Annotated in this window: 17 protein-coding genes and 1 pseudogene; 14 read left to right on the top strand and 4 right to left on the bottom strand. The window is 58.3% G+C overall.

Features of this window, described 5'->3' with window-relative positions; translation table 11 throughout:
• Window positions 1-33 precede the first annotated feature (33 nt).
• The 5 genes from ACZ9DP_RS07270 to ACZ9DP_RS07250 are packed head-to-tail and all read left to right on the top strand — an operon-like array spanning window position 34 to window position 6258.
• Entirely contained in the window at window positions 34-981 is a 948-nt protein-coding gene (locus ACZ9DP_RS07270; protein WP_074071991.1) for an ABC transporter permease, read from the top strand.
• Entirely contained in the window at window positions 978-1850 is an 873-nt protein-coding gene (locus ACZ9DP_RS07265) for an ABC transporter permease (RefSeq protein WP_476200991.1), read from the top strand. Before ACZ9DP_RS07270 ends, ACZ9DP_RS07265 begins: the two co-directional genes overlap by 4 nt.
• Before the next feature lie 12 nt (window positions 1851-1862).
• The gene (locus ACZ9DP_RS07260) at window positions 1863-3647 is read left to right on the top strand and encodes a gamma-glutamyltransferase family protein (RefSeq protein ID WP_476200990.1); all 1785 of its coding nucleotides are present in this window, start codon (window positions 1863-1865) and stop codon (window positions 3645-3647) included.
• 3 nt (window positions 3648-3650) lie between these two features.
• Entirely contained in the window at window positions 3651-4406 is a 756-nt protein-coding gene (locus ACZ9DP_RS07255) for a DUF1028 domain-containing protein (RefSeq protein WP_194731090.1), read from the top strand.
• Between the two features lie 28 nt (window positions 4407-4434).
• Window positions 4435-6258 (top strand): ABC transporter ATP-binding protein, encoded by a 1824-nt coding sequence (locus tag ACZ9DP_RS07250; RefSeq protein WP_476200989.1) that lies wholly within the window; start codon window positions 4435-4437, stop codon window positions 6256-6258.
• Between the two features lie 157 nt (window positions 6259-6415).
• Here the strand turns inward: ACZ9DP_RS07250 and ACZ9DP_RS07245 are convergent, their stop codons facing one another.
• On the bottom strand, window positions 6416-6673 hold the full coding sequence (locus tag ACZ9DP_RS07245; protein ID WP_476200988.1) for a hypothetical protein: 258 nt from the start codon (window positions 6671-6673) through the stop codon (window positions 6416-6418).
• A 429-nt stretch (window positions 6674-7102) separates the two neighbouring features.
• On the opposite strand from ACZ9DP_RS07245, the gene ACZ9DP_RS07240 reads away from it, so the two are divergent.
• Entirely contained in the window at window positions 7103-7417 is a 315-nt protein-coding gene (locus tag ACZ9DP_RS07240; protein WP_194731087.1) for a hypothetical protein, read from the top strand.
• Between the two features lie 519 nt (window positions 7418-7936).
• Here ACZ9DP_RS07240 and ACZ9DP_RS07235 read toward each other — a convergent pair.
• The 3 genes from ACZ9DP_RS07235 to ACZ9DP_RS07225 form a co-directional block, all read right to left on the bottom strand.
• A complete protein-coding gene (locus tag ACZ9DP_RS07235) occupies window positions 7937-8233 on the bottom strand; it encodes a DUF982 domain-containing protein (protein ID WP_476200986.1) in 297 nt (98 codons plus the stop codon).
• 212 nt (window positions 8234-8445) lie between these two features.
• Window positions 8446-8874, bottom strand: coding sequence for an HD domain-containing protein (locus ACZ9DP_RS07230; RefSeq protein ID WP_476200985.1), 429 nt, complete (start codon window positions 8872-8874; stop codon window positions 8446-8448).
• Window positions 8875-8883: 9 nt separating this feature from the next.
• Window positions 8884-9300, bottom strand: a complete 417-nt coding sequence (locus ACZ9DP_RS07225) for a hypothetical protein (protein WP_476200984.1) — start codon at window positions 9298-9300, stop codon at window positions 8884-8886.
• A 217-nt stretch (window positions 9301-9517) separates the two neighbouring features.
• Between ACZ9DP_RS07225 and ACZ9DP_RS07220 the strand changes: the two are divergent.
• The 8 genes and pseudogenes from ACZ9DP_RS07220 to rfbC all read left to right on the top strand — a co-directional run.
• Window positions 9518-9801 (top strand): annotated as a pseudogene (locus ACZ9DP_RS07220) (NADPH-dependent FMN reductase); the annotation flags it as partial.
• Between the two features lie 38 nt (window positions 9802-9839).
• Window positions 9840-10271 carry a hypothetical protein gene (locus tag ACZ9DP_RS07215; protein ID WP_476200982.1) on the top strand — a complete coding sequence of 144 codons (432 nt, stop codon included), beginning with the start codon at window positions 9840-9842 and terminating at the stop codon, window positions 10269-10271.
• 210 nt (window positions 10272-10481) lie between these two features.
• Window positions 10482-11339 (top strand): SDR family oxidoreductase, encoded by an 858-nt coding sequence (locus ACZ9DP_RS07210; protein ID WP_074072001.1) that lies wholly within the window; start codon window positions 10482-10484, stop codon window positions 11337-11339.
• Between the two features lie 207 nt (window positions 11340-11546).
• Window positions 11547-11750, top strand: coding sequence for a hypothetical protein (locus ACZ9DP_RS07205; protein ID WP_476200981.1), 204 nt, complete (start codon window positions 11547-11549; stop codon window positions 11748-11750).
• A gap of 1 nt (window position 11751) precedes the next feature.
• Window positions 11752-11964 (top strand): hypothetical protein, encoded by a 213-nt coding sequence (locus ACZ9DP_RS07200; protein WP_194731083.1) that lies wholly within the window; start codon window positions 11752-11754, stop codon window positions 11962-11964.
• Window positions 11965-12002: 38 nt separating this feature from the next.
• The gene (locus ACZ9DP_RS07195) at window positions 12003-12227 is read left to right on the top strand and encodes a hypothetical protein (RefSeq protein ID WP_476200979.1); all 225 of its coding nucleotides are present in this window, start codon (window positions 12003-12005) and stop codon (window positions 12225-12227) included.
• A 297-nt stretch (window positions 12228-12524) separates the two neighbouring features.
• Complete coding sequence (locus tag ACZ9DP_RS07190) at window positions 12525-12695, top strand: hypothetical protein (RefSeq protein WP_476200977.1); 171 nt, start codon at window positions 12525-12527, stop codon at window positions 12693-12695.
• A gap of 394 nt (window positions 12696-13089) precedes the next feature.
• Window positions 13090-13653 carry a dTDP-4-dehydrorhamnose 3,5-epimerase gene (rfbC, locus tag ACZ9DP_RS07185; RefSeq protein ID WP_074072004.1) on the top strand — a complete coding sequence of 188 codons (564 nt, stop codon included), beginning with the start codon at window positions 13090-13092 and terminating at the stop codon, window positions 13651-13653.
• Window positions 13654-13656: the final 3 nt, after the last annotated feature.

The raw sequence follows: 13656 nt of genomic DNA, 5'->3' as shown, positions 1-13656 counted from the left end.
GCCATGCTCCCGGTGCCGTGTCAGGACCTGCTCATGTACACCTACATTACCAAGCGGCTTCTGGTCGCCATTCCGACGCTGCTGATCATCTCGATCTTCGTCTTCTCGCTGCAGAAGCTTTTGCCGGGCGACCCCATTCTCGCCATGGCAGGCGAGGAGCGCGATCCGCAGGTGATCGAATACCTGCGCGAAAAATATCGGCTGAACGACCCGGTACCCTATCAGTACGTCTCGTGGCTCGGCTCGGTTCTGAAGGGCGATCTTGGCATATCGTTGCGTACCAACCAGCCGGTTGTTGAACTTGTGGCGGAAAAGCTGCCGGTCACCATCCAGCTCGCGATCATGTCGATGATTTTCGCTTTCGCCATCGGCGTGCCGATGGGGATTTTAGCCGCGGTCAAGAAGAATACGGCCTTCGACTACCTCGCAAATCTCATCGCACTTTCAGGTCTCTCGATCCCGAATTTCTGGCTCGGCATCATGCTGATCCTGCTGGTCTCGGTGAAGCTCGGCTGGCTTCCCGCCTCTGGTTACGAGCCCTTCTTCAGCAACCCGCTACGCTCGATTGAAACGATGTTGATGCCATCCTTTGTACTTGGCAACGCACTCGCCGCCACGCTGATGCGTCACACCCGCTCTGCGATGTTGAGCGTACTCAGCGCCGATTACGTCCGCACCGCCCGGGCGAAGGGGCTTTCCGAGCGCTCCGTCGTGCTTGAACACAGCTTTCGCAACGCCGTCCTGCCGATCGTCACGCTGAGTGCACTGCTCTTCGGCGAATTGCTTGCAGGTGCGGTATTGACCGAACAGATCTTCACCATTCCAGGCTTTGGCAAACTCATCGTCGATGCCGTCTTCAACCGCGACTACGCGGTCGTCCAGGGCGTCGTGCTTTGCACGGCAATCGGCTTCATTCTGATGAACCTGTTAGCTGACATCGTCTATGTCCTTCTCAACCCGCGAATGAGGGCAGCCCTATGACCGCTCTCGACCAGATCACCATTGCAACTGATCAGCGCCCGCCAAGCCGAGCCTGGCGCAAGCTGAAGGCGAACAAAGGAGCGATCGCAGGCCTCGGGATCATCGCCTTCTTCGCCATTCTCGCAACAGCAGCGCCGCTATTGCCGATCCCGGACCCTAACGCGACGAGCTGGTCTGCAATCCGCAAGGCGCCGTCAGCAGCCCACTGGCTCGGAACCGATGACATTGGCCGTGATATTCTCTCCCGCATGGTCTGGGGCGCACAGGCCTCACTGATGGCGGGTGTCTTTTCGGTGGCGATTGCGGTTGTGATCGGCGTGCCGTTCGGCCTCATCTCCGGCTATTTTGGCGGGTGGACGGACCAGATCATCTCCCGCGTCACCGAAGCCTTCCTCGCCATGCCGTTTCTGATCACCGCGATCGCACTTGCGGCGTTCCTCGGCCCAAGCCTGACGAATGCGATGATCGCCATTGGTCTTTCGGCCATGCCTATTTTCGTCCGGCTGACCCGAGGCCAGGTGCTCGCCGTCAAGACGGAGGAATATGTTGAGGGCGCACGTTCCGTCGGGCTTAGACACTTTAGCATCATCAGCCGCTATATCCTGCCGAATGTCTTTGCGCCGATTCTCGTGCAGGCGACGCTGACGATTGCGACAGCGATCATCGCCGAAGCGAGCCTTTCCTTTTTGGGCCTCGGTCAGCAGCCGCCTGCCCCCAGCTGGGGCTCGATGCTCAACGTTGCCAAGAATTTCCTCTCCCAAGCGCCCTGGATGGCGATGTGGCCGGGTGCGGCAATCTTCCTCGTCGTGATTGGCTTTAACCTTCTCGGCGACGGCCTGCGCGATGCGCTCGACCCGCGCGAAGCATGAAAGGATTTTGAAATGACCGCGTTCACCACCCGTCCTGAGATTTTGGGCACCTTCGGCGTCGTCACATCAACCCATTGGATCGCCTCCGCCGTTGGAATGAGCATACTCGAAAAAGGCGGAAACGCGTTTGATGCAGCTGTCGCCGCCGGCTTCGTCCTGCAGGTCCTCGAGCCGCATCTTTGCGGACCGGGCGGCGACATGCCTGCGATCTTCTATTCGAAGAAGAAAGATAAGGTCGAAGTCATCTGTGCGCAGGGGCCGGCTCCGGCCGGCGCCACAATCGAGCACTATACGTCTGAAGGTCTGAGCCTCATCCCAGGCAACGGCCTGCTTGCCACCGTCATTCCCGGCTCTTTCGATGGGTGGATGCTGATGCTTCGAGACTATGGGCGCCTGACCGTCCGCGACATCCTTGAACCCGCAATTCATTATGCCGAGCACGGTCACCCTGTCCTTGAGCGCGTGTCTGCGACAATCTCCGGCCTTGCATCTTTTTTCGAAAAAGAGTGGCCGACCTCGCATGAGACCTGGCTGCCCCGCGGCTCGGTCCCGGCGCCGCATTCGAACTTCAAGAACCCGGTGCTTGCCGAAACCTGGAAGCGCGTCATCGCAGAGGCCGAAGCAAAAAAAGACCGCGAGGCGCAAGTCGAAGCTGCGCGCGATGCGTTCTACCGCGGTTTCGTTGCCGAGGCGATTGACAGATATGCCGGCTCGACGGAGGTGATGGATGCAAGCGGCAGTCGGCACAAGGGCGTCATCAGCGCGAACGACATGGCAAAATGGTCGGCTGCGATCGAAGAGCCGCTGATCTATCAGTATCACGACTGGACGGTCGCAAAGATCGGCCCATGGGGCCAAGGCCCGGTGTTTTTGCAGACGCTCTCGCTTCTGAAGGAGATCGACATCGCCGGAATGGACCCGGCGGGCGCCGAATTCGTCCATACGCTCACCGAGGCGATGAAACTCGCCTTTGCCGACCGTGAAATCTATTATGGCGACCCGAAATTCGCGGAAATCCCGATCGAGCATCTGCTCTCGGATGCTTATGCGAACGCGCGCCGGAAGCTGATAACCTCCGAGGCATCGCTTGAATTGCGCCCCGGGCGCATTCCCGGCTTCGAAGCTCAATACGAACTCACCATGGACATGCTCAACGTCACCTCGAAGACAGGCGCCGTCTACGAGCCGACCATGGCGCATCTTTCCGAAAAGCGCGGCGACACCGTCCACATCGACGTGATCGACCGCGAGGGCAACATGGTTTCCGTCACGCCGTCAGGCGGTTGGCTGCAGTCCTCACCGATCGTGCCAAGTCTCGGCTTTTGCCTGAATTCGCGTGCGCAGATGTTCTGGCTGAAGCCCGGCCTGCCGACGTCGCTTGCGCCAGGCAAGCGTCCACGCACGACGCTGACGCCATCCTTAGCTCTCTACGAAGGCCGGCCCACGCTCGCCTTCGGCACGCCCGGCGGCGACCAGCAAGAGCAATGGCAGCTCTCCTTCTTCATGCGCTATGTGCATCACAAGATGAACCTGCAGGCCGCAATCGATCAGCCTCTCTTCCACACATCGCATTTCCCGGGCTCCTTTTATCCACGTACCCGCGAGCCGGGCAGCCTGATGGCGGAGGCAAATTTCGGCACCGAGGTTCTCGATGCGCTGCGCAGGAAGGGCCACAATCTGACGGTCGCCGACCCATGGACCATCGGCCGCCTCACCGCTGCGCGCCGCGACGCCGATGGCCTGATGCGGGCAGCCGCAACGCCGCGCCTGATGCAGGCCTATGCTGTCGGGAGGTAAGCCATGACCTGGTCGATCGTTGCCCGCGACCCTGAAGCCGGCCACTTGGGCATCGCCGTTGCCAGCCGCTTCTTCGCCGTGGGCGGCCTCGTCCCGCATATTCGCGGCCGCATCGGCGCGGTTGCGACGCAGGCTTTCGTCAGCCCGCTTTACGGCATCGACGGGCTTGCCGCGCTTGCGTCAGGACAGGCTCCGGCGGATATCCTGCGTGGACTGACCGCCCGCGACGAAGGCCGCGATCAGCGGCAGTTCCACTTGATCGACGCCAGGGGCCGGAATGCAGCTTTTACGGGCGCACGATGTATCGACTGGGCAGGCCATCTTATTGGGGACGACATATCCGTCGCCGGAAATATGCTGGGCGGACCGCAGGTGCTCGAAAAGACGCTCGCCGTCTATCGCAAGACGTCCCGGCTGCCGCTTGCCGAGCGGTTGCTCGAAGCCATGCAGGCCGGCGAAGATGCAGGCGGAGACAAGCGCGGCAGGCAATCGGCGGCCCTGCTCGTTTATCGCGATCAGGATTACGCCTGGCTCAATATCCGCGTCGATGACCATGCCGATCCGCTTGGCGAACTTCGCCGCCTCTATGCCGTCGCCCAGGAGCGCTATCTGCATGTCGCCGAGACGATGGCGACGCGCCAAAACCCGAGCGGATTGATCGACCGCCGCGTGATCGACGAAAAGATAGCCACCCTTGAAGCCGCACGTATCGCCGAAGGCCGCCCTTCGGCCTCCTTTGCAACGCCGCTCAAGCTTTGAAACGCAAACGATAAAGCAGGGAAACGAAATGGGTGAAGCCGCAAAATCCGTGCTCTCGGTCAAAGACCTGACGACGTCGTTCCTCGTCGATGGCCAGTGGAAGCCGGTGGTCCGCAACATCGGCTTCGATGTGATGCCAGGTGAAACGGTGGCCATCGTGGGCGAAAGCGGCTCCGGCAAGAGCGTCACCTCGCTCTCGATCATGCGACTGCTGGCCAGGAACCAGAGCCGCATCGACGGCAAGATCGTCCTGAACGGCAAGGATATCCTTGCACTTTCCGACAAGGAGATGCGGCGCGTGCGCGGCAATGACGCCGCAATGATCTTTCAGGAGCCGATGACGAGCCTCAATCCGATTTTCACGATCGGCCGGCAGATCTCCGAAGCGCTCACGTGTCACGGCGACATGACCCGGTCCGAGGCGCGGGGTGAAACGATCCGTCTTCTGGAAAAGGTCCGTATCCCGAATGCTTCCTCGCGCTTCGACGAATATCCTCACCAGTTTTCCGGCGGCATGCGCCAGCGGGTGATGATCGCCATGGCGCTTGCCTCCAGGCCGAAACTTTTGATTGCCGACGAGCCGACGACGGCGCTCGACGTAACGATCCAAGGCCAGATTCTCGACCTCATAAAATTGCTGCAGGAGGAGGAAGGCATGTCCGTTCTCTTCATTACCCATGACATGGGCGTCGTCGCCGAAGTTTCGGACCGGACGATCGTGATGTATCGCGGCGAGGCAGTCGAGACGGGCCCGACCAGTCATATTTTCCTCCGCGGCAAGCACCTTTATACGCGCGCGCTGCTTTCCGCCGTGCCGCGACTCGGTTCAATGGCCGGACAACAATGGCCGCTCCGGTTTCCTGTTGTCGATACCGCGACTGGCGAGCGGAGCGAGCCGGTAGCAGTGGCAGATACGGTCGTCAGCAAGACGCCGGTCCTCGAGGTCAAGAACCTCACCACCCGCTTTGCTGTTCGCGGCGGGCTTTTCGGCGCAAAGACCGGCGCCATCCATGCGGTCGAGAATGTCTCCTTCGCTCTCTTTCAGGGCGAGACCCTGTCGCTTGTCGGCGAATCCGGTTGCGGGAAATCGACCACAGGCCGCTCCATCACCCGCCTCGTCGAACCGAACGCGGGAAGGGTCATCCTTGACGGCTATAATGTGACAGCCCTTGATCCATCGAGCCTGCGCCGCATGCGGCGCAGCATCCAGATGATTTTTCAAGATCCGTTTGCAAGCCTCAATCCGCGGATGACTGTGGGGGCAGCGGTCGCAGAACCGATCATCGAGCACGGCCTCGCCAGCCGCGTCGAGGCGCGCAACAAGGCCGCCGACCTATTGGAACGTGTCGGTCTGAGCGCGGATATGATGGCGCGCTTTCCGCACGAGTTCTCCGGCGGTCAGCGTCAGCGCATCTGCATTGCCCGGGCGCTGGCGCTCGATCCGAAGGTGATCGTCGCCGATGAAAGCGTCTCGGCCCTCGACGTCTCGATCAAGGCGCAGGTCATCAATCTGATGCTGGACCTGCAGCAGAGCCTCAACCTCGCCTTCCTGTTCATCTCGCATGACATGGCCGTCGTCGAACGCGTCAGCCATCGTGTTGCGGTCATGTATCTCGGTGAGATCGTCGAGATCGGCCCGCGCGCTGCCATCTTCGGCAACCCGCAGCACCCTTATACGAAGATGCTGATGGCGGCCGTTCCCGTGCCCGATCCGGATCGCCGGCGCGTGAGACGCGGACTATCGACAGAGGAGCTGAAAAGTCCGGTCCGACCGCTAGATTATGTTGGACCAACGCCCAGTTACCGCGAGATCGGCGCTGGCCATCTCGTCCGGCTGGAAACTGCTGCGTGAGCACAGGTTTACGAGCAGCGCCTCGCGAAAGGCGCCGAGCCGCAAGCCCTGCCCCAACACCATGGCACCTCGGTGTTCCCAGCAGTTGTTCTGCCCGTTTTGTGACAGCTGCATCACCCGTGATGCGACGTTATCGAAATGTCGACCGTCACGACAATCAATCGTAGAGCTCGCCATGGCCAATCTGCTCTTTTGCAGCGCCACTTATCGAGGAATTGCCAGCCGGGTCAGGGTCCCTGCGATGGGCATCCTTGAGGAAATTTGCCGCCTCCGCAAATGCAACGGTGATTTCTTCAGTGCCCCATCCTGCTTCATTGGCGCTTGCAATCAGCTGTTCCAGGGCGTGGCGCGCGGCATCACTTGCTTCTTTGAAGCGTTGAGAAGGGACTTCGGTCATCGGCGATGGGAAGGTCATTTTGATACATCCTTCAATCGATCATGGATCTCGGAGATCAACGCGGCCGTATCGAAATGGATGCAGCAGTGCGTATCTTTTCTTAGTCATCGCCAATCGCCATCGAAGAATTGGGAGCATATCCGGCCTATCTGGGATTTACCGGCACGATTGGCAATCCGATGCGGCAGGCGCAGCGCATGGTCAAAACCGGCGGATAGCGAACCTCGTCTGGATATCGGAAGTCTTAAGGAAGAATATCAACCGAAGTTCACAACCTGTTAAAACATCAGATCTTTAGGACGACCGTCAATTGACGGGCTGGTTTATCTCTTATCACGTCGGCTTTGTCATGGCCATCCTCGACAAGCCGGTCGTGTTTAGCCCATTCATGCCCCTTAGGGATCTTTCAACGCGGATTGACGAACGTTCCGTCACTGGCAGACCTGCATGACCTCTACCAACGACTTTATCGCCGAAATCATCCGAGCCGCCAACAGGGTCGAAAGGCTGGGCAATCCCGAAAAGCGCCGACTGCTGCGTCGCGCGGTCGTGACGATCAGCAACCTACGCGAGCGTACCGGGATACCGAGCAGCAATACGAACCACGATGCGGTTTTCGACTTGCAAGCGATCGAAGTGTCCGTCGAGCGACGGAAGCCCGGTGAAATCAAGAAAGCACTTCTTATGGCCGCCGACATGATCCGGACGCTGCATATAGTGCTGGATTCGGGAACACAGATTACGACCAAGGTGCCGGAGTAAGCCGCCTCGGTTCGCGTCCGCGGGCGCGGCTTGGAGGCAGAACAGCAGACTGCACCGCTTCACATCGAAGGCGAAAATCAGATTGCTTGATCAAACACGATGACGGCCGGCGCCGGGCTCATTCCCCGCACGCAGGTACAGGGAGCCCCATCAGTGTGCGCGATCTCATTGCGTCAGCCGCAGCAACGGTCCGACTCCAAGGCGATCCGGCAAAGAGCAACATAGATTCCTTGGCCTCATGGCACGATCAAGAGGCTCTTCGGCAACAATCGTCCAAACGCTCCAAGCGCATTCCCGGCCGAGCGCGAACTGTCGTCCATCATTTTGCGACTAACAGGCATTCCAAGACGACAACCTTAAGCGAGCGTCAGGATGGGTTTGCCGATGCAGGCCTGCGCGCCATCCATGGATTGGTACAGCAGCGCGAGGACTTTTGCAGCAAGCCGCGAATAGTCCTTCGAGGGTGCCGGCAACGGCCGCCGAGAGTGACCCGCGAGCTTTGCAGCATGGTTGAGCCGCCTAGGCGTTCCCAATATTGCGGTCGTTGCTCGATCCGACGAAACTGGGCATATCCTCACTTTCGATCAGCATCCCTGCCCTCTTGACGAAGCGTTGGAAATTCTGACGCGCTGCACTCAAAGGAAATCTTCCGCAAGCAGCCTCCCGGCACGCCCTCTGCAATTTCTCATAGGGAATATCGCGCTTGTATTCCGGCCATTCGTCAAGAAAATCAAAAGCTTCATGGAGGTTCGTAATCTCTTCGATGAAGTGCTTGCGCTGAACGTAAACAGGAAGGTCAAACTGAAAACTTGCCATTTTTACCTCCTTGTCTTTGGCGTGTTGACGTCCAAAATTTAGGAGGTGATTTTGACGCGTTCAAGACCGCCAGTACGGCTGCCGCGGACGATTAAAAACCCGAGGCAGTGCCTCCCATACCTCATTGGTCTTCAGGCATGCCCAGGCCCATCGCGTCGGCAGGCTCAAAATCTGCGACGATCGTCGAACGAGGCCATATCGCCACCTTTTGGTCAATCTGCAGAAGAGACGTTCGCAATTATCGCAAGTCCGCGCTCGTATTTTAACGTTTCGCATCCGGTTTGCCGCGCTTGGTCAAGATTGTCCTCGAGATCCGCCTGCTTCACGGGCCGTGCCAGCCGGTTGGCGATCGCCCGCCGCACAAAGACCTCGTCCTCCTCGCCTTGCCTTTTCGTCAACGCATCGACCGCGGCGAGGACGGCCTGGGAAAAACCCTCTTCCTTCAGTCGGTCGAGCGTCCATCCCCAGGCCTTTTCAGGCACATCGTGAAGGTAGGCGACCACTTTCTCTTCGTCGCCAGATACTGCGTCCGCGACCCTTCGGCAGTGGTCAAAGTAAGGGTTTCCAAGCTTGTCCTGCTGGCCGTCGTGGGCTTCGGTTGCGACTTGAATGGCATGCTGGAGATGCTGTTCAGATTGCATCTAATTCTCCTATCGGCGCGAATTCGCCTCGAGGCGAGCGACGATTAAGGGGACCGCGACTGCCGCAATTGCACTCACAGGAAGGCGTCTCAGCACCCGCGCGCCGATAGCGGTCGCGGCCATGGCGCCTGCAAGCTTCGCCCATGGGTATGTTCCGAGTTGGTCATGAGCGCTGGCGTCGGCCCATTCGAGGTTGGATCTGGCGACGATCACCGCCCGCTGCTTGACGAGTGACAGCCTTGAGCGAAGGGTTTCGATCTCGTCCCGCACATGATCAAGGTCGTCTCTAACCCGCTGGAAAGGACGAGCTTCCGGCGGGCCGCTGTCGGGCGCTGAATAGGTTTCGGCCTCAAGCGCGGCGAGATGAGCCTGCAGTTCGACGTCGGTGTCGAGGCCTTCCGAGAGGGTTGTGTCGCGCTTAGGCATGTTGCTTCTCCAATTCGCCTTGGCACTGCGAACACACGCCGGGCGCCCCTTACGTGCCTCGCCCTTGACCGGATTGTCCGGTGATCGCTCGTGCGCTCAACTCCTGCCGGAAAGGATGGTTCCTGAGCTGATTGTCGTTTTGACGGCGATGCGCCTCGACACTCTTGACGGAGTGGCTCAAGGCTCGCGGCTCAGGAGGCGCAATCGCACCACGTAGGATGCAAATGGCCCGCCGCGAGCGCTTTTTTTGATCAATGGATCGTCGCAGCGAACACACCTGTCCCTGCGAACTATCGAAGAGTTACAGGATGGTTCAACTGGCCAAGCAGATTTTCCAGGAAAGATCCGATTTCAAAGTCGAAGTCCTCGACCTCAGCCGTATTGCGTCCGAATATGAACGGCAGATCAATCCCTGCAAGTCGTGCTTCTCCACAGCGGCGCCGCTGGTGTCACTGGCCGTGCTCCTGCTATCCGGACTACTCTCTCGGGCCAATCCACGACGGCCCCAAACGCTGCAAGGACACTGCGCGAAGCCGTCGTTGCGAAGCGTCGCGGGATTTGATCGAAACTGGGAAAGACGTGGAGCATGCTCGCCCAAAATAGGATCAATCGCAGATGTTAGGTCGCGCCATGCTACCGCCATCGGTTCGAAGGTTCACAACCAAGCCGCTCAGATTTTGGGCGCGTGTGGCTTTCTGGTGATTGCTCATTGCCCGGCGGCCGCTATCGTCATCAAAAAACGGGGTAACCATGGCAAAGACGGACTGGCCGAAGGAACCGCTGACAAGCGAAACCATGAAGATGCTCGATCGCATTCTCGCGAATGGTGCGCCGAGCAAGATTGCGAACCATCGAGTGATGCCGCCATTGTGCAGGCGAAAGCCCTCATTGACTGGTTTGAATTCGGCGTGCGGGATGAGGCGGAGCTTTCGAGACTGCTTCGCGACGAGCTTACGACGAAGCAATCGTAGGAACTCTGAGCGTCTTTGGAAGTTGTGTTGAGACACAGCCAAGGAGACATGAACACATTCCTGTCGCCTGCATCGCCACGACAACCACTTAGGCCCTACAAAACGGCAGGACAATCGTGACCCGAACGCTTGGCCGCACGCCTGTCCAGCTTTCGAGCATTATCTCCAAATGGCTCAAAGACCTTAACACGCAACCCGTGGGAGATTGCCATGCCAAACTATCCAGCCCCGCCCTTCGACACCCCCAAGCAGCCAATGCCCGGTTCGACGAACGCCATGTCGCCGTTGCCTGATCATGGCGAACATACTTACCGTGGCTCCGGTCGCCTCAAGGATAAGAAGGCGATCATCACCGGCGGCGACAGCGGTATCGGCCGCGCTGTCGCCATCGCTTACGCCCGAGAGGGTGCCGATGTTCTCATCGCCTATCTGGACGAGGATGATGACGCCAATGAAACGAAAAGTTGGGTCGAAAAGGCCGGTCGCAAGGCCATCCTCTTGCGAGGCGACATCCAAAATCCCGAGCATTGCCGCCACATCATCGACACGGCAAGGGCAGAACTCGGCGGCATCGATATTCTCGTCAACAACGCCGCTCATCAGGCAAGCTTTAGCGACATTGGAGACATAAGTGACCAGGAATGGGAGCTGACATTCAAGGTCAATATCCACGCGATGTTCTACCTTTCCAAAGCGGCTGTTGCGCATATGAAACCAGGCAGCGCGATTATCAACACCGCCTCGATCAACGCTGACAGTCCAAGCCCGCACCTGCTTGCCTATGCCACAACAAAAGGCGCCATCCAGAACTTCACCGCTGGTCTTGCCCAAATGCTTGCCGACAAAGGTATTCGGGCAAATGCGGTGGCACCCGGGCCAATCTGGACGCCACTGATCCCATCTACCCTGCCGGAGGACGCAGTCAGGAACTTCGGAAAACAGGTTCCAATGCAGCGCCCTGGGCAGCCGGCCGAACTGGCGACAACCTATGTAATGCTCGCCGATCCCCTGTCGAGCTATGTCTCAGGCGCGACAATTGCCGTTACAGGTGGCAAACCGATCATCTGATCGCAAGCGGGACCATGCGGACCGGTAAAGCAAGTTGAAGCGCGCCAGCGAGCTTTTTGCCGGCCGCTTCTGGCGTGACGCTCAATTTCCCATTGCTGCGACTTTGGAACCTTGGACTTGGTCAAGGGTTAGACCGTCAGGAATGATCTATGGCGATGGCAGCTAGCAAGCCTGCCTCAACCCCGCATAGACAGACGGAGGACCAAGATGGGCATGAATTCACCGAAGAATGGCCGACCAGGAACCACCGATCAGTCGCCACGTTGGGAAGGCCCTAAGGGCAATACTCCGAGGGGCTATCTTCCGCCGAAAGACGATCCGGACAACGATCGGGACGCGCTTGGTGAAAACAACCGTGATCCAGAGAGAAAAAAACTTTCCGATGCCTTCAAGACAAAAGGAGGAAGCTGACATGGGTGGAAGCCCCAAGAAAGATGCCGCCGGCCAATTCGCGAAGTCTCGTGCAGACAGAAAGGCTTCCGGCGTCCACAGCGCCAAGCCCACCGTCATAACGGGGTCGGAGGACGCCACGGTTCATAAAAACCCTCCAGGCAAGCAAAAGCCAGAAAAAGACTGGGATCTGAACTACGATCCAGCTGAGATGAATGAGGGTCAATCGCACTAAGTGTTGTCGGGCGGCGGCGCAGAAGACGGCGCTGCCTCATGCGTTCTATTCCGATATCCGCTGGTCATTTCGATCGGCACGTTCGTCCTGAAGACATGGATCAGCATGTCCGCATTTCGGCCGATCAGGCAGATCTTATCGCATGGTTGGGTGATGATGCGCGGATGGGCTTCGAAAAGGTATTCTTGCACAATGTCGGGCGCAACCAAGCCGAGTTCATCGATGTCTTTGCCAAAGACGTCTTAGCAGTGTTCAAAACTTAAGGCGCGAAGCGCCGCCTGCTTGTCGCACGGTTGACCGTCCACACCTTCCAGTCGCCGGATCTTCAAGAGTGAGTGTCCCAAATGGACCGTTTCATGATGCAGCACCTGCCGCAGCATAAACGGTCTGCAATTCACCACGCCTCCCGGTCACCCTACGCTTCCCGCGGCACTGGTTAACAGAGCGTTTTCTCTCGTATGCATCTGCCTGACGACAGGATCCAAGTGAAGCTGTGGCGGCGTCCGACGGACATGATCTTTCACGACCGGTCGCGGCGGCCTATTCGAGGAAGCGCAGCCATGGATGACGATGTCGTGTCGTCGTTAAAGATGCAGTCGCCCATGAACTGCAACACGTTTTCAACTGGGTACAGTTCCGGCGAGTGCGGCGGCAGCAACGTCAAGATGATGTGGTCCGGCATTTTCAGTCTCAGCGATTATCGGGCGACATTATTTCTTCCAAACGATTAAGTCTTAAGAGTTGACATTACGCAATGGCGGAAGGTAGCATATAGCATGATGGAATAAATGATATCGTTTTATCGATACGGGCAAGTATCGATATTGAGTACCATGCACGTTTAAGATACCGTTCCTGCCTGAATCCCTTGCTTCGCGCAAAAAATCGGTCGACATTCTTTTAACGTAGCCCGCTGCAGCGACATTTATATTTGTACGACGCGCCCGCTTTGTTGGTTTTTGAACTTTAAAACTCATGGTTAATGTAATACTAAATTCTGGAGCAGCGTGAAGAGCATATGATTAAAATCAATCTTTGCGGGCCTTTGAAAGGCGCTCAGAGCGTCATTGCTCTACGGTCGGGGCTCGCAGCTGACCGCTAACAGAGGGATACGAGGCTAGCGGCATGAAGTTTCACGGAACGCCTTTGGATGGTGCATACGTTATCGAGCCGGAACCGCGCGGGGACGAACGAGGATGGTTTCAGCGCGTCTTCTGCGAGCGAGAAATGGCCGACGCCGGAGTGGAGGGCCGCTTCGTACAAGTCAATAACTCGTTCAATGCCGAAGCGGGCACCCTGCGTGGGCTGCACTATCAACTCCCGCCGTCGCCAGAAGTTAAGATCGTCCGGTGCCTCTCCGGAGCACTGTGGGACTGTATCGTCGATCTGCGGCCCGATTCCGCGACGTACCTCGGTTGGCACGCGGTTGAGTTAACGGGTGAGAACCGGCTGGCATTTTATGTGCCCCGCGGCTTTGCCCACGGGTTTGTGACACTAAGGCCCAACACCGAGACATTGTATCTTGCCAGCGAGTTCTATGATCCAAAGTCGGAGCGCGGTGTGCGTTGGAATGATCCGAAGTTCGGCATCGCCTGGCCGGTTGAAGGGGTCGTAATTTCGGAGAAAGACGCGAAATGGCCAGACTTCGATGAGGATTTTCATGGCGTGGAAAGCCTACGCGGCATCTAGGAG

This window comes from Rhizobium sp. USDA 4016, from assembly GCF_056279705.1.
This window is presented reverse-complemented; position numbering and strand designations above follow the sequence as displayed.

Excerpts from the sequence above, each read along its gene's own strand:
- ACZ9DP_RS07270 (WP_074071991.1), top strand. The coding sequence starts at position 34 with ATGTACACCTACATTACCAAGCGGCTTCTGGTCGCCATTCCGACGCTG.
- ACZ9DP_RS07265 (WP_476200991.1), top strand. The coding sequence starts at position 978 with ATGACCGCTCTCGACCAGATCACCATTGCAACTGATCAGCGCCCGCCA.
- ACZ9DP_RS07260 (WP_476200990.1), top strand. The coding sequence starts at position 1,863 with ATGACCGCGTTCACCACCCGTCCTGAGATTTTGGGCACCTTCGGCGTC.
- ACZ9DP_RS07255 (WP_194731090.1), top strand. The coding sequence starts at position 3,651 with ATGACCTGGTCGATCGTTGCCCGCGACCCTGAAGCCGGCCACTTGGGC.
- ACZ9DP_RS07250 (WP_476200989.1), top strand. The coding sequence starts at position 4,435 with ATGGGTGAAGCCGCAAAATCCGTGCTCTCGGTCAAAGACCTGACGACG.
- ACZ9DP_RS07245 (WP_476200988.1), bottom strand. The coding sequence starts at position 6,673 with ATGACCTTCCCATCGCCGATGACCGAAGTCCCTTCTCAACGCTTCAAA.
- ACZ9DP_RS07240 (WP_194731087.1), top strand. The coding sequence starts at position 7,103 with ATGACCTCTACCAACGACTTTATCGCCGAAATCATCCGAGCCGCCAAC.
- ACZ9DP_RS07235 (WP_476200986.1), bottom strand. The coding sequence starts at position 8,233 with ATGGCAAGTTTTCAGTTTGACCTTCCTGTTTACGTTCAGCGCAAGCAC.
- ACZ9DP_RS07230 (WP_476200985.1), bottom strand. The coding sequence starts at position 8,874 with ATGCAATCTGAACAGCATCTCCAGCATGCCATTCAAGTCGCAACCGAA.
- ACZ9DP_RS07225 (WP_476200984.1), bottom strand. The coding sequence starts at position 9,300 with ATGCCTAAGCGCGACACAACCCTCTCGGAAGGCCTCGACACCGACGTC.
- ACZ9DP_RS07210 (WP_074072001.1), top strand. The coding sequence starts at position 10,482 with ATGCCAAACTATCCAGCCCCGCCCTTCGACACCCCCAAGCAGCCAATG.
- ACZ9DP_RS07205 (WP_476200981.1), top strand. The coding sequence starts at position 11,547 with ATGGGCATGAATTCACCGAAGAATGGCCGACCAGGAACCACCGATCAG.
- ACZ9DP_RS07200 (WP_194731083.1), top strand. The coding sequence starts at position 11,752 with ATGGGTGGAAGCCCCAAGAAAGATGCCGCCGGCCAATTCGCGAAGTCT.
- ACZ9DP_RS07195 (WP_476200979.1), top strand. The coding sequence starts at position 12,003 with ATGCGTTCTATTCCGATATCCGCTGGTCATTTCGATCGGCACGTTCGT.
- ACZ9DP_RS07190 (WP_476200977.1), top strand. The coding sequence starts at position 12,525 with ATGGATGACGATGTCGTGTCGTCGTTAAAGATGCAGTCGCCCATGAAC.
- rfbC (WP_074072004.1), top strand. The coding sequence starts at position 13,090 with ATGAAGTTTCACGGAACGCCTTTGGATGGTGCATACGTTATCGAGCCG.